Below are 20328 nucleotides of genomic sequence, written 5' to 3'. Positions count from 1 at the left end.
AATGCATATTTTATCAATGGCTGCGTTCCACAGTTACATCGACTTTATTTGTTTGATGTTTGATTGCCATGGAAGACGTTTAAAATAAATTCTTTTTCCGGAACATCCAATCGTTCATATCCCAAGAGAAAATCTTGATTATCATAAGGAGCTTGCTTTAATGCGACATTGATCTCTCTGGCCGTTAACTCAACGATGGCATATCTGGCAGACGGCTTGTCATAACAGCCAAGCGACCCTGGATTCAAGTAAGTTCGGTGTGCAGAAGAAAAGTGATGGACTGGATGATGGTGGCCGAAACAGACCAAATCGAATGGTGATTCTCTATAGAGTTGATCCAACTTTTCAATTGTCGGCTCAGCCTCGATGGAAAGAAATTGCTGCTCAGAGTCCAAATGATAATGCGTAAACAAAATTTTGTGCCCTTCGTATTCCGCCGCTATTTCTTTCGGAATGGCTTTCAATTTCGGAAGCAGGCGCTGATCGAATCGTTTTGCCAACCATTCGTGATGAAGCTTTTCGCCACCTCGGCTCTCCCCATTCCTCCCTTCAAAAATCGCCATTAATTCTTCTTCGTGATTTCCGACGACAAACGAAACGTCTTTTCGGGAAAACAAAATTCGCAGCACTTCGTTGGTCTCGTACCCTATTCCGACCATATCGCCTATGCAGTAGATGCGCTCCACTCCAGGATGCTGATCGATTTCTGCCAATACTGAAAGCAGAGCGCGGCTATTTCCGTGGACATCGGCTATAACTGCAATCGTTGTACTCATCTAATCTCCCCCTCCTCTAGTTCTGTGTTTTATAAGGCTTATCTATCGTTCATGAAAATTAAATATCCTATTCAACATTGTGGTATATTATGTAAAATAAACAACTAATTATCTAAAGCGTACTTATAAAAACAAAGAGGTGGGATCTGGTTGAATAATTCTGGCAGAAATGATTTTAATAATAACTTTGAGAAATACGAAGACCCCGAATACTACGATCTGGAGTACCAGAACTATTTAAGCGATGTGCCGTTTCTCGCTGAATGGGCTGAAAAATCGACTGGTCCCATTATTGATTTAGGCTGTGGCACAGGACGCGTCACAATCCCTTTAGCTCAGCAAGGGCATCAATTAATTGGCGTGGATCTGCACGAGGGCATGCTGGGCCGGGCTAGAGAAAAAACACTCGATACCAATCTATCAATCGATTGGGTTTTACAGGATTGTACACAGCTTGTTTTGAACACTGAAGCACCACTTATTTATATGACAGGAAATTCTTTTCAGCACTTTCTCACCAATGAATCACAAGATCAGTTGTTGGAGTCTGTAAAAGCTCATTTAACCGATAACGGCGTCTTCATTTTCAATACCAGATTCCCTGTTTTAAGTGAACTTGCACACGTCGAAGAATCAACACGAACTTATACCGATAAACGCCATCGCAAGATCCGCGAGAAAAATACCGAAACCTATCATCCATTGACTCAGATTTTGCACTGTACATCAGTCCGTGAAATACTCGAGGGTTCCAACAAGAATTCTGTAGAACAAGACAGTATTTCCTTGCGCTATGTGTTCCCCTTGGAAATGGAACGGCTTCTCACAGACAACGGTTTTGCGATATTGGAAGCATATAGTTCCTGGGATAAAAAGCCCTTATATTCCTCTTCCAATGAAATGATTTATGTTTGTCAAAAGCGATAAGTCATTAATTGTTCTGATAGTTCAATCCCTACTTTTATCTATTTATTCCGCTCTTGGCGCTTGCGTTTTGGTTGCTAGTTTCCCAAGCAAGCCCCTCTTTTGGATAAACAAGATGACCAGTGCTTGAATGGACATGGCAATAATGACGAGGACCAAATGCGAGGTTTGGTAGAAGAAATGAGCGAGCGCAAAATAGATCGGCCCTGCCGCTAAATAGGAAATGTACTGGTTTTTCGTTGTGATGTAGATGATCGTTGCCAGGCAGCTCGTTATGAAAAACAGCTCCCCGAACAGTGAAATATAATCAAGAATCCCTCTAATCGAATAGGCGAGGTTGCTTAAAACCATCATTTGTTTCCTCCTTCATTGAAATCAATAAACTGTCTATTGATGGTAACATTTATTGGAAAAAATGTTATAGATAATCCCTAAAATCTTCATGCAAAAAAACCCTGCCGTCTGTCAGCAGGGTTGGTTTATGGCGATATTTCGCTTATTTATTGAAACCGCTTGGTCTTCTGTTGTGATATCGCGGCTTTCATGCGCGGATAGTTGGCGATTGCCCCGCCGTCGATGCGCAAGTCGATGCCGGTGATATAGGAAGCCGAATCACTCAACAGGAATCCAATCGCGGAGGCGATTTCTTCCGGTTCCGCTGTCCGGCGCAGCGGCGTGTGGTCAAGCATGGTTTGAATGTCCTCGCAAGCACCCGGCTCATTCATCAGGCCAGGCGATACCGAGTTGAGGCGGGCGCCTTTTTCGCCCCACGCCCATGCCTGGTCTTCGACGATCAATTGGACAGCGAGCTTTGACATGCTATTGGCCGCACCCGCATCCCCTTGCGTAAACTGGTTGAGTGTCTCAAGCAAGTTGGCTGAGAGCTGCTGTTTCAAAGCGTCCATATACTGGCCGTTTTGCGGCACCATATAGGCGCTCATCGATGACACCATGACGGCGGACGTCGCTTCATCCGCAAGCGGCAAAAACGCTTCGAGCACGTGGCTCATGCCGATGACGTTTTCGGCCATCATGCGTTTGGAATCACTCGTGTTCGACATGCCGGCTGCATGGATGAGCCCTCTCAAAGACCCAAGTGCCGACGTTTTTTCCGCTAACTTTCCGACCGCTTGTTTCGATGTCAGGTCGGCCGTCTCGCAGCGGACGTCGTTGATGCCTTTTTGCTCAAGCTGTTGCTTCACTTGTCCGAGGCATTTTTCGCATGCATCCACCAACAGCAGTGTGCCTTTTTGGCCGATGTGCTGTGCCAATGCGATGGCAAGGTCTTCCGAACCGCCTGTGATCACGTAAACATCCTTCGTCATGAGCAATTCCCCCCGTTATCTACTATAATTAGCGTAAGCGTAATTTCCGTAAAAAACACGAGACATTTTCTGCAATTTTGTCCAACGAGGTGACATAAATGATAACAGCGAAACAAACCATTACCGAAACTTTTATCCACTTGCTCTCGGAACAAGACTTCGAAGCCTTGTCGGTCAAGGACATCGTCGCCTATGCCGGCATTTCCCGCTCCACGTTCTACCTGCACTTCACCGATAAATACGAATTGATGGACACCGTGCGCAGCCAGTTGAACGGGCGGCTCCTGCAGATCTACGCCGAACCGTCGGATGCGGAGACGATCAATTTGAAGATCTGCCGGCATATTTTCCGTTACCGTTCGTTCTACCGCCAGGAATTTTCCGATGCCGGGCGCATCCATGAACTCACGAGCCGCTTTGCCTGCCAGCTCGAGCATGCCTTCGGTGATGAGGACCTGGCCGTCTTCGCGGGCTGGGGCACGATCGGCTATTTGGCGTCCTGGGTCAAAGGCGGCTTTACGATGGGGCCGCAGGAAGCGTCGGACAAGCTGATGAAAATCATCTTCGCCGACTGGACGGCGAATTTGGCCGATACGCGGGAGCGTAGCAGCTGAATAGATGAGGTTTTATTTTGCGCGGCTTGAAACTTTTCTGGCTGCCATGCGTATTTTCCAGTAAATCGATGCATGAAATGGGGTCTCAACGTGATCATCTACTGGCTGACCGGGATCGTCTTACTTGCCGATATCACCTTATTGCTCGTCAACGACTTCTTCCCTGGAACATTAGATGCGCTCGGTATTCCGCTGTGGACGCTGTTCGCGGCGCTGGCGCTCGTCGCCTTCACCAATCTCCTGACCTACAATAAGGAACTCGAGAAACGCTTCCGCATCTTCACTACTGGTTTTCTGACCCTTTATCCGGCTTTCTTGCTCATCCTGCTTCCGGCACTCGGCGGCGAATCGTCATCTGGAATTTCACTGGCTAGCCCATTCCTGTGGGTTATCCTTTTGTTCTTCTTATGGTCCAACTGGCGGCAGCACATAAAAGAGTCCAAAGAAGCCGATCGACAATCCTGATTCCACTAAAAAGAGCTCTCCTTCGCCGGAGGGCTCTTGGCGTTTTCGGCTTTCCGTGTCACTGAATCTTCACAGCGAACAATCGATTCCGCTCATGCCCTTTCACATCGAAATATTTTTGTTAGACTGAGGGGAAGGCGAATATATGCCATCTATGAGAGGATTTTTATAATGAAAACCTATTGGCTTATTATTGCTGTGTTATTGCTGAACTTGTCTCTGCTGTTGATCGAGGATTATTTCCCGGGAACCTTAGCTGAACTGGGCATTCCGCCGTGGATCCTGTTCGTGGTCATCGCCTTGATGGTCGTCCTCAGCTGGGCCACCGTCAAGCCGCGCCGCGAGAAAAAGCGCTACATGATCATCTTTCCTGCATTGATGGTCGGCGTGCCGCTGTTGGTCATGGCCGTATTAACGGCACTTGGCGGAGAATCCCAAAACAGCATTTCGCTATCGAGCCCGGTCTTATGGATCGGTGTCCCGGTGGCGTTGTGGATTTCCTGGCTCGAGTATGTGCGGGCATCCGAGAAAAAAGCAGAGAACGCATAAAGTTTTGCATGAAAAAAGGCGCTTCCATTTGGGAGTGCCTTTTTTCATGCGTTATCAAGTTTTGAACGTCAATTCCGCTTCCGTTAGATGCTGCTTCAAAACCGGCAAAGACGCGGGCCCGACGCCGTGAAGCGCCAGAATGTCCTTTTCGCTATAACCGGACAGCTTCTCAAGCGTATCGATTTGTTGCTGCAGCAGCGCGTTTCTCGCCGGCGCACTGAGCTCTCGGAGAAATCCGCGTTGCGGCTTGTTTTCCTCGTTGCATACCGGGCATGTCGGACAGTCGCTGCTTTTGTAATACCGGTGGCCTTTATCGCAAATGCGCAATGTCTTTTCAGCAGGCATGTTCATCGCTCCCCGTCGTTTTCTTCATTATAAGACATCCAATATCATTTTGGGGATGTTCGCTGCAAATGAAAGACGCCTGCCAAAGTGGATATTTTGTTACACTGAAAGGACTTATCCCGTGAATCACAGAAAGGATTTTTTTCATGAAAACCTATTGGCTCATCTCGGTTGTCCTCCTGCTCAATCTATCGCTGCTGTTGATCAACGATTATTTCCCGGGCACACTCGAAGCAATCGGCATCCCGGTGTGGCTATTGTTTGCGATTATGGCAGTCATGATCGTGTTGTCCGCGCTGAGCTTGAAGCCGGACAAAGAAAAGCATTTCTTGATCACCTTTCCTGTCGTTTCGGTCATCTATCCGCTCCTGTTGCTGGTTGTCCTGACGGCACTTGGCGGAGAATCCGCGAGCGGCTTGTCGCTCACGAGCCCGATTTTGTGGATCGGCGTAATCGTGACGCTCGCCGTGTTCCGCAGGACGTACCGGAAAGCGCAGGAAGAGGAAGCGCAACAAGGATAACCATTGATTGAAAAAGGCTCTCCCGCTAAGGAAGAGCATTTTTTTGATTTATTTCTGTGCCACCAGCACATATAAGGATTGTGCCGGGAAGAATTTCTCCGCCACTTCAAATCCCGCTGCTATGAGCTGCTGTTCCAAGCCACTCGACGTTAGGCGCGGCGCTTTGGGCCCGCCGGTTTTCGGTTCGAGTTCGATGGCGATCAAGCGCCCGCCTGTCTTTAATAAGCTGTGCATATTGTCGAGCACCGGATCGAGCGGCGTGATTTCGTGCAAGACGAGCGACGCGAGGATGATGTCGAGCGAGTCTTCTGCGAGCGCTGCGTTTGTTAATTCTCCGGATACAAACTCGATATTTTCAATAGCTGCCGCTTGCGCTTTTTCGTCGATCAATTCAAGCATTGCCGGATCCGTGTCGAGTGCAAAGACGGTGTCGTCGATTCGCTGTGCGAGCGGCAAGGTGAAATAGCCGGTGCCTGCCCCGAAATCAAGGATGCGGTCGCTTTTTTTAATTGCCAGCTGGTCGAGCAAAACTTCCGCTGTCAGCCCGCCGTTTCGCTGCGGATCGTCCAAATAGGCAATTTTGTTATGGTGCTTGTGCATAGGCTCCCTCTTTTCTCCATGGTTCATTCGCCGAACCGTTCTTCCGTGAAGGCCGCGACAACACTGGTGGCAGCAAGGCTTCCTTGTCCGGCTGCGATGATCAATTGCGCGGGCCCCATGGAAATATCGCCGCAGGCAAAGACGCCTTCGACATTGGTGCGCTGCATCGGGTCGGTCTCGACGCCGCCGCGTTCGTTGATGTAGCAACCCAAGTCTTTCGCGATGGATGTCGACTGGTGCCACTCGGCTGTGACAAACCCGCCGGAGCGCTCGATCGTCGTGCCGTCTTCGAACGTGACGACGCGCAGCTTGCCGTTTTCGCCGTCCAGTGAGCGAATCGGTTCTTCGTAGACGAGGACGCCGTGATGCTCAAGCGTTTTCTGTTCCGTCGGCGTGATGTGCTTTTTGCCGTTGGTCGCGATGATCAAATTGTTCGTCCAGTTGGAGACGACTTTTGCGAGATGCCCCGCTGCTTCATTTTCCGAAATGATGACCAGTGGCTCGCCACGCATTTCATAGCCGTCGCAGAACGGACAGCTGAACAGGCTCGTGCCGTAGAATTCTGTGAGTCTTGGAATGTCCGGCAAGGTTTCCGTGAATCCGGTCGCCAGAATCACTTTTCTCGCGTGGAATACTTCCCCGCCTTCCGTTTCGATGCGGAAAGCTTTTGGTTCTTTCGTGACCGTTGCGACGCGGCTCGTGTTGATCTCGACATCCGGATAATGCGTGAGTTCTTGTTGCGCCAATCGTTTCAGTTCCTGGGGATTGATGCCGTCGCGTGTCAAAAATCCGTGCGATTCATGCGTCACGCGGTTTCTCGGCTGATTGTCATCGAACAGCAAGGTCTTTTTCAATGAACGGCCGAGCACGAGCGCTGCGTTGAGCCCCGCCGGCCCGCCGCCGATAATCGCACAATCGAGCAGCGCTTCCTGGTTTGCAAACGAATCATTCATTTCCCATCGCCTCCTTGGTGTTGTCCTGCCTGTTTCGCAATATCCACTAACAGCTGTTCCTGGAGTTCTTGTTTCATATTGGCTTCGGCGTCCCGCATGACTTTCTCGATCAGGCAGCCCTCGTGGCGATGGAGCGTGCAGTCGAATAAATGGCTCTCGCCTTCAATCGCCTGGATCACATCGAAAAACGAGATGTTCCGCTCGCCGCGCGCCAGCCGGTAGCCGCCTTTTGCGCCCGGCGTCGATTCAATCAAGCCGGCTTTTGTCAGCTTCGTCAAGATTTTCGACAAATAAGTCGGCGATAACTGCTGGGCTTTCGCCAGTTCCTGTACGCCGATCACCGCATCCCGAGGCAGGCGAATCAGCTGCACCATCGTATGCAAGGCGTAGTTCGTGGCATTGGAATATTTCATCGGGCATCCTCCTCAAGTTCTTTTGCGGATATTAAAGACTCTTGTTGTCTGTAATTAAACCCAATTTACCATTCGTAAATGTTCCCGTCAACGAGAAACACTTCGTTTTTATTTCCCGGGCAATGAAGTTCTCACAGTGAAGGCATCCGGTTAGCAGAAAATGAAGCTTGTTGCGACGTGCCGCTTGATAGCGAACAGCTAAACGCGCTACAGTTAAACAAAGCCGAATTGAAACAAGCGGCTTATTGGAAACCGAAAACGACAGGCCAATTGATATTCAATCATTGGGACTGATAAAAACGACAAGGAGTTTGGATATTATGGCTGCTTCACAAAACAACGATCCTGAAAAAAGCTTAAAGAAAATCATGACACTCTACGGCGCCGCCCTGTTCCTGGGTCTCGCGATCTCGATTTTCGCCCATCACATCGAAGACGTCAGCGGCTTTTTGACCTTCCTCGTGCCGGCAGCGGTGCTGTACTTTTTCGTCTTGTTCGCTTATTTCAAAAAAGGCATATTCCGAAAAATCGCATACGGCATCATGGCAGTCATCGGCCTCATCAGCCTGTTTATGATTTTCTACCTGGAAATCACCGGCGGCCACTGACACATAGCCACTTCCCGGCAGTGAACGCATACGACTGTGCTATAATTCGCTTAACGAAGAAGCGAATATTCACACGAAAGGAATGAGCAGCATGAACGAGAATGTCCTTTTTGTGCTATTGAACGAGTATGCGGACTGGGAAGCAGCGTCTTTGGCGGCGGCATTGAACGAAGAACCGGAAGGCGACGGCCGCAGATTCGACGTGAAGACCGTATCGCTGACAAAAGAGCCGGTTCGATCAATCGGCGGCTTTACCGTAGTGCCCGATTATAGTATTGACGATGCACCGGAGGAATTCGCGGGATTGATCCTCATCGGCGGTAATTCCTGGCGCAAAGACGGCAGCGAACGCGTTATGGAGCTGGTCGACAAAGCAATCAGCCAGCAAGCCGTGCTTGGCACTATTTGCGACGCCTCGGTATTTCTCGGAAAGAACGGCTTGTTAAACGATGTGCCGCATACGAGCAATCACTTGGAAGATTTGCAGGAAACTTCAGGCGACCGCTACACGAACGAAGCGCACTATCTCCAACAGCAAGCCGTCCGCAGCGGACAGCTCATTACCGCCAACGGCTCCGCCTTCCTCGAATTCGGGAAAGAAGTGCTCGAAGCGCTGAATGCCGCACCGCAAGCGGAAATCGATGAATGGTACGGGTTTTTCAAGCAAGGCTATCACGATTACACAAAGTCACAGCAGTAGAACGCAGAAATCCCCTTGTTCCGATGTGGAACAAGGGGATTTTCTTTGTCTATTTATGATTGATTGAGTAGATCAAGTGATCGACCCACGCCCCGCCTTCATACAGAAAAGCTTCCCGCACGCATTCAAACTTCATGCCCGCACTTTCAGCCAGCCGAACAGAAGCTTCGTTGTCGAGATTGATATGTGCTTCAATCCGGTGGAAGCCAAGCTCGGTGAAAGCAATATCCAGCGCTCCTGTGACCGCTTCTTTTCCGAAGCCTTGGTTCCAATATTGGTTATGGATGGTGTAACCGATGCGTCCCCATTGAAAATCATCGCGCGCCAATGTCGAAAAATCGACCATGCCGATATGGCGCCCGTCTTCTTTTCGGAATACGGCGAACACGTGGGCCGTGTCGTCATGCGCCAGTTGCTGGTGCTTGTCGACCAGCTCCTGAAACCAGTGTTCGGTACACGCACTCATATCCAGTCTGCCCGGATCGTAGACATGCTTCGAGGGCGAACGGCCGTTAAAGCCTGCCAGCCACTCGGCATAATCCGCTCGTTCCAGCGGCCGGATAGTTAACCTCTTTGTTTCTGATGTTGCTTCGAACGTTTCAGCTTCTGCCACTGTCTTCTCCCCTTCAATGCTTTATCATCTGATTAACATTTCCAGTTTATCACAGCAGCATATTTCATCCTTGCTTACCAAGCATTTTCTATTTCACCTGCAAACGCTGAATGACTTGCTGTACCGTCGCAAAGGTCAATAAAGTTTGATCGTCATCTTTGATATTGACGATCTCCATGGCGGTTTTGGGACTGATGCCGGAAATATACAATTTACTGCCCATCAGCCTCAGCACATCCTGGATCATCAAGAGGTTGGTATAGAGAAAATTCTTCTCCCACAGCACACCCGTGACATCGATGATGATGTGCCGCGTGCGAGTATCGCGGACGAAATGGCTCAACTTCGAGGTCAGGACGTCAAAACGCAAATTGTTCATTTTCCCGACCAAGGCCACTGCTCCGATATTGTCGTCGATCGGCAAAATCGGCAGCATCTGCTCGTTAATTTCCTGTTCTTTTTCGTTCAACTCGACTTGCTGGTCGACTTCTTGGGTGATGTCCGTTTGTGTGCCGATGAAATACAAGTGGCCGTCCATGGTGACGGGTTCAATATTTAGCCGGTTCCAAAACGTTGTTCCGTCTTTTCGGTAATTTTCCAGCGTAACGGTGATTTTCTCGCGCTCTTGGATGGCCTGCCGGATCTTTCCGATGGTGAAACGGTCGGTGTTGTCGCCTTGCAAAAAGCGGCAGTTTCGCCCGATGATCTCGTGTTCTGCGTACCCTGTCAGTTGTGCGAAGGTTTCATTATAGTAGATGATCAGATTGTCTTGTTGTTCGGGGTCTGTAACGACGGCCGCTACTTGGCTGCCGTTCAGCATGGCTTCTAGCAACTCGCTTTTGATTTCTGTTTTTAAGTGGTTCATGTTCATTCTCTCCGATCTATAAGGGTTGGTTTCTGTCATATGCGAAGTCAACATTGCTTGAGTTGGATCGGAGATGGATCATGGTTCGATTTCTTTCAGTGCTGCGGCCAGCCGCAAGGCAAAATTCCGCGGCGGCTCGAGCGATTCCATCGTGATTTCAACAAGGTTTTGATTCATGTGGATGCACTGGCGAAATGCAATTGGCAGCGGAATCGGGAATTTGCGCAAGGTGTCTTCAAAAGCCAGCATTTCTTCCGGCAAGATGTATACGCGGGCTTTATTGACAGCCGCCCCGTCTTGCTGGAAATGCCCGAAGCTGATTTCCATATCCAGTTTGAAAACGAAAAGACTGGAGCCGAGGAAAATGTCCAGTTTCTTGGTTTTCGTAAAATGGAACTTTCCTTCACGGTATTCGCAGCGTGCCTTCAAGGTTCTTTGTACTTCATCAGCAATCAATAACTCTTCGTTCACTTATACCGTCCTTTCGTCCTGTTCCGCGGATCCAAAAATTTTCCATAATGTCCTATACCCGAAATTATTGCTTTTTCCCATTCAATGAAAATTTTTCTAAACCTTTTACTCATGCCCTTTTAACAATTTTAGTTAATCAGGACTTTGTCTGCGTTTCGAGAAGAAGGTTTCGGCAACAAAATCGCTTTTAATGATGATGCCCGGAACTTCCCTCATCCGGTTCCGGCCCTTCTTTCAAACTGTCGAGTTCGCTTTCGGAAAGTTCCCCGACAATGAATTGGTGATATTGTATGTATTATTTCGACTCTATTCAGTAAACGCCTAAAATCGTATTTTAGATTAAAGCTTGGCAAAACTTATGAAATGTCGCCCCACCAAAAAGAGGGATGCGCCATCGTTCAGCGCATCCCTCTTCCAGCTCTATTGCCCGATTTAATAAATCACGCCCGATAGCAATACAAAATTAGGTACCGCGACAGCTAAATTTGCCGAAAGGTCCGACAGAAAAGCTCTCAGATCAAAGAAGATAAATACCAGGTGATCAGGGTGACAGTATAAGCATGGCTAAGAAAGTATGTTTCATTCTATCCATTCCTCTACTAATCTCTTCCCTCATTCTGAATGATCTCTCCTTTTCCATTCTGAGGCGTTAACCGATACTCCTGAATTTGCTTTGAAGCTAAATTTCCGTTCCGGACTTTTCTTTTTTAGGAAGTTACCATGTGCTAAAGATGTCATTAAATCTTATGTCAATAAACAGAAAAAACGCTTGCCAGAGCATGCAAACAGTTTTTATGCTTTGACTTATAGCTTCCTTATTTTCCTGCTACAACATTATCGAAGGGGATAAGTTGGCCATCTAAAAAAACAGCGATTTTATCGTGTTCTTCGCCCGTTTCCAATTTGTACGAATACTGCTGAAGCTCGTTGTGGGCTCCTTCATCCGAAACATTCAGCAACATCTTCACCATATCACCCTCTACTTGCAGTTCGTGTTCAACAATTCCAGCACTGTGAAACACTATAAATGAATAATTGTTTCGATAGATCTGTTGGAGCCTGAGGTCTGTATCCACGTTTACCTGAACATCATAAGGCAGCATATGAACTTTTTTAAAGCTCGCCCTATCATTGAATTCATAAATACCGATACTAATCACTAAAGTCACCGCTGCCAGTAAAAGCATTTTTTTCATGCGCCACTCTCCTTAACAGTCTTTATCGTGATTCAATGTACATGAAAACCTTATTCATTCTTGTGTTAACTCTTTTTTATACAAAACATGCTTTCTTAACGGACTGCCTTGTGGAACGCGTGGATGCTCGAATTCCCCTGCTTTCTCCATGCCAATCCGCTTCATGACGGTTTCAGACGGTGTGTTGACCGTTGAAGTGAACGAGTAGATTTCTCTTTTGCCAAGCTCTTCGAATGCATACGCCAGGCAAGCATTCGCCCCTTCTGTCGCATAGCCTTTTTTCCAAAACTTCTTTTCCAAGCGCCAGCCGATCTCAGTTGCGTCTTCAATTCCGATATCGAAATTGACATCCAATAAACCGATAAAGCCGATAAACGCCCCGTCCTCTTTCCGTTCCACCGCCCAAAGCCCATAGCCCTTCTCCTCGAAATGCGCTTCAATGCGACCGATCAATGCGTCGGATTCGCCGCGGCTCAAGGTATTTGGAAAGAACTCCATTACGTCAGGGTTTGCGTTCAGCGCCGCAAATGGCGCGTAATCGGACGCTTGCCACCGCCTGAACCCAAGGTGTTCGGATTCGAATACATAATCGTTCTCCATCTAATCGCCCTTTCATGCTTCTTTGTCGCCAGTACTTTTTTCTTCTTCCACTAAAAAGTATTTGGCCCGCCATTCCCGGTCGGTCGCCTTGAACAAAAACCTCAGTCCTAACAAGAAGAAAATCAGGCTGAAAATGATTGGCACAATCCCTACTTCCCATAAGGCCGATAAATACAGGCCAAACTCTCCTGAATAGCCGACTTCCCTCAAATGCATCGAATACACCGCCGCTGCAATCGACGTAAAGCCGAACAATAAAATCCCAGAAATGACGCCGATCCCGCCTGCAATCAATTCTCTCATCAAGTTACCTCCCATTTACGTTATCAAAAAACAGGCGTCCGGAATCCGAACCGCCTGTTTTCATGTCTTACTCGAACAATTGCTGGATGTTTGATGTCGGCAAAGCGCCTTCACCGCCAAGGATGTAGATCCCTGTGACGTTTTCGAGCTGCGCTTGCACCGTTTTCACGGTTTCCGCTTTTGGCCCGTTCGGTGCCGTCAAGACGAGTGGTGCTTTCGTTTTCGCTGCCAGAACGGATCCTGCGAGTGCATCGGGATAGTTCGCGCCGGTCGACAAGTACATGTTCTGCTTATCGAAAGATGCTTTGAAATGGTTGATGACTGCGCTGTTCGTTTCGTAGCGCGATGCGCCGGATAGGCGGATCGGGTTTTTGATTTCTTTCGCCGTGCTGTCGGAAACAGCGCCTTTACCGCCGACGATGAAGGTTTTGCTATAAGCTTTTGCCGCGAAGTGTGCTTTCACTTCCGCTGGCAAGCCATTCGGTTTCGTCAGCAGGATCGGCATTTTCTGGCTGCCGGCTACCGGTGCGATCGACAAGGCATCCGCAAATGTTGCACCGGTTGCGACGACTGCTTGTGTCGAGTTCGTCATTTTTTTCGCAATATTGACGGATGTTTCGTAGCGGTTTTTGCCGCTGATGCGTTTGATCCCTGCTGCTTTGATGCCAAGTTCGTTCAGTTCCATTTCGACCATCGGGCTGATTGCGCCCTGTCCGCCGATCAATGTCACTTCTTCCACTTTCAAACGTTTCAGTTCATCTTTTACCGAGGCTGGAATCGAATCGGTTTTCGTGAGCAATAGCGGTGCGTTTTGATATGCCGCGAGCGGCGCTGCACTCAAGGCATCCGGGAAATCGCCGCCTGTTGCCAAAACAACTTTTTTAGATGTACTCCAGCCTTTTTTCGATACTTCCACCGCTGTATCGTAGCGGCTTGCCCCGCTGATGCGGTCAGCAAGATTCCATTTATCATTCAGTGCCAGAATCGCTTGTGCGCCGTTCAAACGGCCCCAACCGGAGACAAGATCAAAGCCTGGTGCCAATTCTTCCATCTCATACGGGAAATCTTCTTCGAAGCCCCACTCGTCCTCGAAACTCGGCGGCCCGTCTTCTCCGATGAACGTGACATCATCCGCGGATGCTGTCAGCAAATTCTCGAGCTGACCTGACGTGAGATCCGGATTGATCGATTTCAAGACACCCGCAACTGCCGCGACGTGCGGAGCTGCCATGGATGTTCCGGACATCAAGCTTACATTGCCGTCCGGCAGCAAACTTGGAATATCCGTACCCGGTGCGACCAAGTCAAGCTCTTCACCGTAGCTCGAGTAATCCGAGACGAGGTCGAGTTTGTTCGTTGCGCCGACTGCGATGGCGTATTTCGATGAAGCCGGGTAGGACACTTCTTCCCATCCGTCATTTCCGGACGCTGCGACAATCGTCACACCGCGCTCGCTTGCGTATTTCATGGCGTATTCCAAGACGCGGCTGTAGCCGCCGCCAAGGCTCATGTTGATGATATCCGTTCCTTGGTCAGTTGCCCAGATGATTCCGTATGCGATTTGTTCCGTATCGCCGTACCCTGATGCATCCAGCACTTTCACCGGCAGGATCTTCGTAGACTGGTTGATGCCTGTCATCGAATAATCATTGCCCGCTTCCGCTGCGATAATGCCGGAAACGTGCGTACCGTGTCCTTGGTCATCGAATGCTTTATTGTCGTCATTAATGAAATCATAGCCTGTGCTGATCACTTGGTTCTTCAAATCAGCCAGTGTGTAATCAACGCCGGTATCGATGACCGCTGTGATGACTTCTGACTGGCCTTTTTGGGCTGCAAGCGACGTCATTTCCTCGAAATCGATGTCCGCGTCTTCAATGCCAAAGCCGTCGCCCTTGTTTTCAAGCGACCATTGCTCGTTATAATACGCATCTTCTGAGTGAAGCTTGTATTGCTGTACCGGTTCGATGAACTCAACTTCCGGCAACTCTTCAAGCGACTGCAGAGTTTTATCCGTTGAAGCGGCTGACATTCCTGACTTCAAATCCACCACAAAGAACTGGTCGAATTTCGGTGCATCAGCGTCAAACTCAGAAACGGACTGGATGCCGGCTGTTCCGGCTTCCGCTTTTGTCAGTGTTTCGCCTTCTTTTACTTTCACGATAACTTTATTGATGGAAGCATCTTTTACAACGTATGGAGTCGGAAGCATGGCCGACATGACCGATTTTCCAGCCAGTTTGTTGATGTTGATCGCTTGCCCTGCTGCTTCCACATCATCTTTCAAATTCGCAGGCGCTGTTTTCAATGCGAGCGCGTACAATTCGCTGATCGCTTTCTGGTCTGCTGCGGTGATCGTCTTCGAGCTTTGGAAACCATTTTCCGCAATGCTCGTGATCAAGCCGTCGAGCTGATTGAGGTTTTTCTTCAATGAATCACGGACGCTTGCTTCCTTCACGGCCTGGTAGCCGATAAATGGCGCCAGTTTATAGTAGAGCTTAGTCAATTCTTTGCCGCTTTCTGTTTGGGAAAGCACTTCGCCGCGGATAACGCGCAATTGGTCAAGCAGCGCCTGGTCGCCAGCTGCGTCGCCCATGACAAGTTCTGCTGGGCATTGCTCATCGTTTGTCGGTTTCGATGCTTTCACAGTGACACCGTCAAAGCCGATCGTGTAGCTCGCATCTTCCGCTTCTTCGCCTTCAGGCAATTCCACGGGCAATTCGTCAGCGTAAGACGAGACCTTTATGTAGTAAGGGCCTTCCCAGGCAATCGGGAATTTCACAGTCGATTTCATTTCTGCAAAACTGTAGTTGCTGAACGGATCGAAAGGCTGGTCGGCGGTCGCGCGTTCTGCGTCGGGGTAAACCGTAAAGGTCAATTCGTCATCAGACTGGAGGGAAACTTCAAAATGTGTATGTGCAGTGACTTGGGCAGGATCGACGTCGATCTGGTACCAATGCTCGTTATCTTCTGCAGAAAACGTATCGCTCACGTCATCTCCTTGTTCCAGTACATCTGCATCCACCAAATCTTCGGCTTGCGCCGTTTGTGTTGCCGGTAAAACCCCAAAAAGTGATACACCCATTAAAAAACTCGTCGCAATCTTGAACGCGCGGTCCATCCTACCATCCCCATTTCAATTTTTTTACAATTTCATTAAATCCATTAAAGCACATCGGAAGACATAAAAATAGATACTTTCAAAAATATTTTTTCGGGACTTTTGATGCCCTCGGAATCTTCGTCACTGTGACTGAACCGCGAATAAAAAACAGAGAAAATATGCTTGAATCGGCATATCTTCTCCTCGTCTCTTCCTTCATTTTTTCGCTTGCTGTTTTGGCATATCGAGCGGCGTAAAATAATATGAACAGTCCGGCCAGCCCAATTCTTCACTGAGGATGTCAAAAGTCGAGCGGAAAAATTCCTGCATCGCTTACGCCGGGTCGGGCGAGCCCGCAACTTTATCGAGCATCAGAAAGTATTCGCTCATCGAAGCTTCAAAATACGCATCGGCAGGCTTTAACCGCTCGCTGTCGAGTTCTTTATTGACGAACGGATAGGGCAGTACAAAAAAAGCCGGCACATCCACATTGGCGTCGCCGGTCCAGAAACCGTATTCGATGAAGTGTTCATCGAACGCCGCTTTTTCGATGACTTTGTCTTCCGGATACGGCTGGCGGATGCCGGGCAAAACGAGCGAGGAAACGTCAAAGGTTCCCCAAAACAACGCGGGCTTCATTTTTCGGGAGCGCAACGGGCCGATAAACTTCAGCTGTGCTGCGGCCGCAAAATGAAAGAGTTTGAGCCCGCGTATCGCCTGTTCCCAATTGAAGGTCAGCGGCGTGGCGTCTTCGTTGAGATTGTTCTTATACGCCATCTCCTGCGGCCTCGGGTTGATTTTCAACTCGACGACTTTCGATGCCAGCGCTTCGAAAATCTCTTCGAAATAGGTTTTGATCGACTTGGCCGTTTCGATCGGCACAGCTTGCACATTGCCTTCGACATTGATAAGAATGCGGCTTTCGTAAATATCCAAGTCGACTTGAAACGCCTGATCCTGATGGAACAACAAACCCGTCGTAAACCCGTTTGGCGTCACAGCAAGCGTGACATGTGCCCATTGCGGTTCCTGCTCGGCGGTTTCGAGCTTGATCTTGCCGAGGATCTGTGACAGCAAATGCAAAGTGAACTTCGTATCGGCCCATTCGGAATGCTTGATCACGTCCATTTTCTTCTCCTCCTCAGGATTTCAAATCCATAGGCGCCGGCAGTTTCTATTCCTCCTTATATTCGACATGCTTGCTGACTTTCCTATCCAATTGATGGAAAAAGAGGGACAAATACCGGTTTAAAAAAGCTATACGAAAAGCCGTTCCGAAAATGATACCGGAACGGCTTCGTAAGTTGATGCGTCACGTTTTACTTCTCAATGCTTAACCCCTGGCACATCTTTCCGGACCACATCGAACAGGCCTGCGCCGATCACTTCAAGCGCTGATTGCATGCGTTCTTCGGAGACATTGTCTTCAATAGTGTCTTGTGGCGTGTGATAGACTTTTTCAATGTGGTAGACGAGAGGGTTCCAGCTGTCGATACCCATCCAGATGAAGAGGGCGGCCGGGATGCCTGCATTATGGAACGGTACATGGTCACTCGAGCCGAACTGGCCTGGGAGGATGTCCGAGTTCCCGAGGCGTGCACCGGCAGCGACGGTCGATTCAGTGACGATGTTGCTTGAGCCGTCGACGGTCATCGCATACAGATTTTCCGCTTTCTCGTAGCTTGTCGCCACCATGTCCGGATTGTAGACCGCTTCGATCTTGTCACGCTCCGCCTGGCTCAACTGATCGACGTAATAACGTGCGCCAAGCAAGCCGCGCTCCTCAGAACCAAAGGCAATGAATTTCATGTCCTTATCGGTGTTGTAGCTTTTGAAGACGCGTGCCAATTCGAGCATCAGGGCTGTTCCGGACGCGTTATCGTTCGCGCCCGGTGCACCGACGACGCTATCCATATGGGCCGTCAGCAGCACTTCCTTAGCATCCGCATCTTTCGATTTCGCTTTTTTCGTTCCGATGACGTTGACCGATTCGAGGTCCGTATAATGCGTCGCGGTCAAGTTCAGGCTGACCGGCCCATCCGCGAGCTGTTCTTTCAGCCATTCGCCTTGGATGTACGCCGCCCCGTATACCGGCACGCCATAGGATTTCGTCAAGTTCGGGTTGAACGTCGAGCCGTAGTTGCCGCGGCCGCCGACGACACTTTGCAGGATGACGCCCGCTGCTCCCGCTTCGATCGCGTTATCGACTTGTGTACGATAAGCAGCGGTCGATGACTCGCGCGTCAACAGGACAATCTTGCCTTCGGTATCTGCCGGGAAATCGGCTGCTGTTGCGCCGCCTTCCACGTAAATGACCGGCGCTTCAACTGCCTGCTGGCTCACTTTGCCGTTCGGCGCAGCGCCCATTTCCCAAACGGTGCCGTCAGAAAATGCAGCTTCCCCGATATACTGGTCCGCTACCGGGAAGTACTGGTACTCGACGTCAAAGCCAAGCCCTTGTAACGTGTCCGCCACATAATCAGCCGCTTCTTTCTCCCCTTCGAGTCCGCCCGGGCGGGAACCGATTTCTTCAGACAAGTAGCGGATGTGCTCAATCGCCCGCTCCGCATCGACGCGGTTGACGATCTTCTGATCATGCGCTGCGCCGGAATTGCCGTTCGCCGCATAGGCGACGCTTGCCGTGCCCGAATCCGCGACCGGCAAGGCCATTGGGGAGACACTCAAGACGAGCGCCCCGGCCAGTGTATAGCTCAGGAATTTCTTTTTCAGCCCTGTGGTTTTCACTTCATTTGATAGATGGTCTTTTTTCATTCGACAGCCACTCCCTCGTCTGGATTATTTTCGGATCAATTGGTAAACGGATGCACCGACCAAATCGCCTGCTTCTTTCAGGCGTTCTGCGCTGATGAATTCAATCGTATCAAGCGGCGTGTGGTAATACGGCTCAAGGTTCGCCGTGCCCGGCTCCCTGCGGATAAAGTTCACTGCCGGAATGCCCGCTTCGTAGAACGGCACGTGGTCGGACGATCCGCGCTGATACAGAATCAGTTCAGACGGCGTGCCGATGCGTTCGCCGGTCGCTTTCGCGGTTTCCGTGACGATGTTCGCCTGGCCATCGAGCGTGTTCATGTAAATCGCCGTGGCGTTGTCCCAAGACGTGCCGACCATGTCCATATTGAAGTTGCCGATGCTTCTCGCCACTTCGTCCTCTGTCAGTTCGCTGACGTAATGGCGCGAGCCGAGCAAGCCGATTTCTTCAGCGCCGACAAAGACAAAGCGCACTTCTTCATCGATCGGATAGCTCTTCAAGACGCGTGCAATTTCGAGTGCCACGGCCGTACCGGATGCATTGTCGCTCGCACCGGCCGCGAACGGCACGCTGTCGTAATGCGCGCTGACGTGGACGATGCCGTCACTGCCGCCTTTTTTCGGCGTGCGTGTCGCGATGATGTTTTCCGAGGTCGCGCCTTCAAACGCCTGGACGGTCAACGTGACAGTTGCGTCCGCTGCCAGGACGTCCGTTTTCAACGCTTCCCCGCTCACTTTGGTGATGCCGCCGACCGGGATGGCCATTTCATTGCCGCCGAGTGACGGGTTGAGCGGCCCTGCCTGGTCGACATTGTTATAGATCAAGACGCCCGCAGCTCCTGCTGCTTCGGCATTCTGTACTTTTTCCGCAAAGGTGAAGCCGCCGCGTTGGATCAAGGCGATTTTCCCTGACGCGTCCGCGCTGAAATCAGCCGGATAGCCAAGCCCCGCATCGTACAGCTGCGCCGTCAAGCCATCATCGGCTGTCGCTGCGGACCCCGATGGAATATTGATCAATACTTCATCTCCTGATTCGGTATGCAAATGCCCCATCACCAAATCCGGGATGCTGAATTCCTGCACCTCGACTTCATAGCCGTAAGATTCAAGGCGCTGTTCCAGGAAATCCGCGGTTTCTTTCTCCGCTTCCGTCCCGGCGACGCGCGGGCCGATTGTTTCAGTCAGATGGTAGACATCTTCATACATCCGCTCCTGGTCGATGCGCGCAATCACTTTCTGGTCGAATGCCGCGCCGCTTTTCCCTGGAGCTGCTTGTGCGGCCTGCTGTTCGAACAGGCCGGCCGGTGCTGCGTAAAAACTGGACGTGACGAGCAACGCCGATAAAAACGCCGTTTTCCACTTCATGTTTTTCAATTCATCTTCCTCCTTTTAATGGGTTCTAGTTACAGCCCTAACAAGTATTCCCTTCTACCCGAAAATTTCCCTTCCCGAAATATTGAAAACGGTTACAAAGTTATAGAATATTCAGTCATTAGAATAGAAAGTACTACCAGCTTAATGAAAATCAGGAAGTGTCCTAGGACTTAACTAATACTCCTTAAAAATTTTTCGAAACCTTTGATCGTTTTAATCTTGTCGCGGGGATGATTTGGCT

At 49.8% G+C, this 20328-nt stretch carries 24 protein-coding genes; 7 read left to right on the top strand and 17 right to left on the bottom strand.

Annotated elements, in window-relative coordinates; translation table 11 throughout:
- Positions 1-44 precede the first annotated feature (44 nt).
- Positions 45-776, bottom strand: coding sequence for a metallophosphoesterase family protein (locus DP119_RS00415; protein WP_112229853.1), 732 nt, complete (start codon positions 774-776; stop codon positions 45-47).
- A 150-nt stretch (positions 777-926) separates the two neighbouring features.
- Between DP119_RS00415 and DP119_RS00410 the strand changes: the two genes are divergently transcribed.
- A complete protein-coding gene (locus DP119_RS00410) occupies positions 927-1703 on the top strand; it encodes a class I SAM-dependent DNA methyltransferase (RefSeq protein ID WP_112229851.1) in 777 nt (258 codons plus the stop codon).
- Between the two features lie 42 nt (positions 1704-1745).
- Here DP119_RS00410 and DP119_RS00405 read toward each other — a convergent pair whose 3' ends face one another.
- Positions 1746-2054 carry a hypothetical protein gene (locus tag DP119_RS00405; RefSeq protein WP_112229849.1) on the bottom strand — a complete coding sequence of 103 codons (309 nt, stop codon included), beginning with the start codon at positions 2052-2054 and terminating at the stop codon, positions 1746-1748.
- Positions 2055-2200: 146 nt separating this feature from the next.
- Positions 2201-3025 (bottom strand): SDR family oxidoreductase, encoded by an 825-nt coding sequence (locus DP119_RS00400; RefSeq protein WP_112229847.1) that lies wholly within the window; start codon positions 3023-3025, stop codon positions 2201-2203.
- 98 nt (positions 3026-3123) lie between these two features.
- Here DP119_RS00400 and DP119_RS00395 point away from each other — a divergent pair, with 98 nt between their 5' ends.
- From DP119_RS00395 to DP119_RS00385, 3 genes are all read left to right on the top strand, one after another.
- Positions 3124-3639 (top strand): TetR/AcrR family transcriptional regulator, encoded by a 516-nt coding sequence (locus tag DP119_RS00395; RefSeq protein ID WP_112229845.1) that lies wholly within the window; start codon positions 3124-3126, stop codon positions 3637-3639.
- A 90-nt stretch (positions 3640-3729) separates the two neighbouring features.
- On the top strand, positions 3730-4104 hold the full coding sequence (locus DP119_RS00390) for a hypothetical protein (RefSeq protein WP_112229843.1): 375 nt from the start codon (positions 3730-3732) through the stop codon (positions 4102-4104).
- Between the two features lie 171 nt (positions 4105-4275).
- On the top strand, positions 4276-4653 hold the full coding sequence (locus tag DP119_RS00385) for a hypothetical protein (protein WP_112229841.1): 378 nt from the start codon (positions 4276-4278) through the stop codon (positions 4651-4653).
- A gap of 54 nt (positions 4654-4707) precedes the next feature.
- Here DP119_RS00385 and DP119_RS00380 read toward each other — a convergent pair whose 3' ends face one another.
- Positions 4708-4998: an RNA polymerase alpha subunit C-terminal domain-containing protein gene (locus DP119_RS00380; protein WP_112229839.1), complete on the bottom strand. Its 291-nt coding sequence runs from the start codon at positions 4996-4998 to the stop codon at positions 4708-4710.
- Between the two features lie 146 nt (positions 4999-5144).
- Between DP119_RS00380 and DP119_RS00375 the strand changes: the two genes are divergently transcribed.
- Positions 5145-5519 (top strand): hypothetical protein, encoded by a 375-nt coding sequence (locus tag DP119_RS00375; protein WP_112229837.1) that lies wholly within the window; start codon positions 5145-5147, stop codon positions 5517-5519.
- Between the two features lie 48 nt (positions 5520-5567).
- Here DP119_RS00375 and DP119_RS00370 read toward each other — a convergent pair whose 3' ends face one another.
- From DP119_RS00370 to DP119_RS00360, 3 genes are read right to left on the bottom strand one after another with little or no spacing between them, the layout of a single operon-like run.
- Positions 5568-6119, bottom strand: a complete 552-nt coding sequence (locus tag DP119_RS00370) for a class I SAM-dependent methyltransferase (RefSeq protein ID WP_112229835.1) — start codon at positions 6117-6119, stop codon at positions 5568-5570.
- Positions 6120-6142: 23 nt separating this feature from the next.
- A complete protein-coding gene (locus DP119_RS00365; protein WP_112229833.1) occupies positions 6143-7072 on the bottom strand; it encodes an NAD(P)/FAD-dependent oxidoreductase in 930 nt (309 codons plus the stop codon).
- Positions 7069-7485 (bottom strand): Rrf2 family transcriptional regulator, encoded by a 417-nt coding sequence (locus tag DP119_RS00360; RefSeq protein WP_112229831.1) that lies wholly within the window; start codon positions 7483-7485, stop codon positions 7069-7071. Before DP119_RS00360 ends, DP119_RS00365 begins: the two co-directional genes overlap by 4 nt.
- A 320-nt stretch (positions 7486-7805) precedes the next feature.
- Between DP119_RS00360 and DP119_RS00355 the strand changes: the two genes are divergently transcribed.
- On the top strand, positions 7806-8093 hold the full coding sequence (locus DP119_RS00355; RefSeq protein WP_112229829.1) for a hypothetical protein: 288 nt from the start codon (positions 7806-7808) through the stop codon (positions 8091-8093).
- Positions 8094-8184: 91 nt separating this feature from the next.
- The gene (locus tag DP119_RS00350) at positions 8185-8793 is read left to right on the top strand and encodes a type 1 glutamine amidotransferase family protein (protein WP_112229827.1); all 609 of its coding nucleotides are present in this window, start codon (positions 8185-8187) and stop codon (positions 8791-8793) included.
- A 49-nt stretch (positions 8794-8842) separates the two neighbouring features.
- On the opposite strand, the gene DP119_RS00345 is transcribed toward DP119_RS00350, so the two are convergent.
- The 10 genes from DP119_RS00345 to DP119_RS00300 form a co-directional block, all read right to left on the bottom strand.
- Positions 8843-9406 carry a GNAT family N-acetyltransferase gene (locus DP119_RS00345; RefSeq protein WP_058382603.1) on the bottom strand — a complete coding sequence of 188 codons (564 nt, stop codon included), beginning with the start codon at positions 9404-9406 and terminating at the stop codon, positions 8843-8845.
- A gap of 88 nt (positions 9407-9494) precedes the next feature.
- Positions 9495-10271 (bottom strand): YtvA family blue-light photoreceptor, encoded by a 777-nt coding sequence (gene ytvA, locus DP119_RS00340; protein WP_240616346.1) that lies wholly within the window; start codon positions 10269-10271, stop codon positions 9495-9497.
- 78 nt (positions 10272-10349) lie between these two features.
- Positions 10350-10742 carry a hypothetical protein gene (locus DP119_RS00335; protein ID WP_058382602.1) on the bottom strand — a complete coding sequence of 131 codons (393 nt, stop codon included), beginning with the start codon at positions 10740-10742 and terminating at the stop codon, positions 10350-10352.
- An 815-nt stretch (positions 10743-11557) separates the two neighbouring features.
- Complete coding sequence (locus DP119_RS00330; protein ID WP_101191863.1) at positions 11558-11938, bottom strand: hypothetical protein; 381 nt, start codon at positions 11936-11938, stop codon at positions 11558-11560.
- Positions 11939-11992: 54 nt separating this feature from the next.
- Positions 11993-12538, bottom strand: a complete 546-nt coding sequence (locus DP119_RS00325) for a GNAT family N-acetyltransferase (RefSeq protein WP_112229825.1) — start codon at positions 12536-12538, stop codon at positions 11993-11995.
- 12 nt (positions 12539-12550) lie between these two features.
- Entirely contained in the window at positions 12551-12841 is a 291-nt protein-coding gene (locus DP119_RS00320) for a hypothetical protein (RefSeq protein ID WP_112229823.1), read from the bottom strand.
- A gap of 67 nt (positions 12842-12908) precedes the next feature.
- A complete protein-coding gene (locus DP119_RS00315) occupies positions 12909-15962 on the bottom strand; it encodes a cell wall-binding repeat-containing protein (RefSeq protein ID WP_112229821.1) in 3054 nt (1017 codons plus the stop codon).
- Positions 15963-16277: 315 nt separating this feature from the next.
- On the bottom strand, positions 16278-17072 hold the full coding sequence (locus DP119_RS00310; protein WP_240616345.1) for a DUF5996 family protein: 795 nt from the start codon (positions 17070-17072) through the stop codon (positions 16278-16280).
- Positions 17073-17270: 198 nt separating this feature from the next.
- Positions 17271-18716: a M20/M25/M40 family metallo-hydrolase gene (locus DP119_RS00305; protein ID WP_205853822.1), complete on the bottom strand. Its 1446-nt coding sequence runs from the start codon at positions 18714-18716 to the stop codon at positions 17271-17273.
- A gap of 24 nt (positions 18717-18740) precedes the next feature.
- A complete protein-coding gene (locus tag DP119_RS00300) occupies positions 18741-20078 on the bottom strand; it encodes a M20/M25/M40 family metallo-hydrolase (protein WP_112231847.1) in 1338 nt (445 codons plus the stop codon).
- Positions 20079-20328 lie beyond the last annotated feature (250 nt).

Source organism: Planococcus maitriensis, assembly GCF_003289925.1.
Taxonomy (GTDB): Bacteria; Bacillota; Bacilli; order Bacillales_A; family Planococcaceae; genus Planococcus; species Planococcus maitriensis.
The sequence above is the reverse complement of the archived record's forward strand: the minus strand, read 5'-3'. Positions and strand labels throughout refer to the sequence as shown.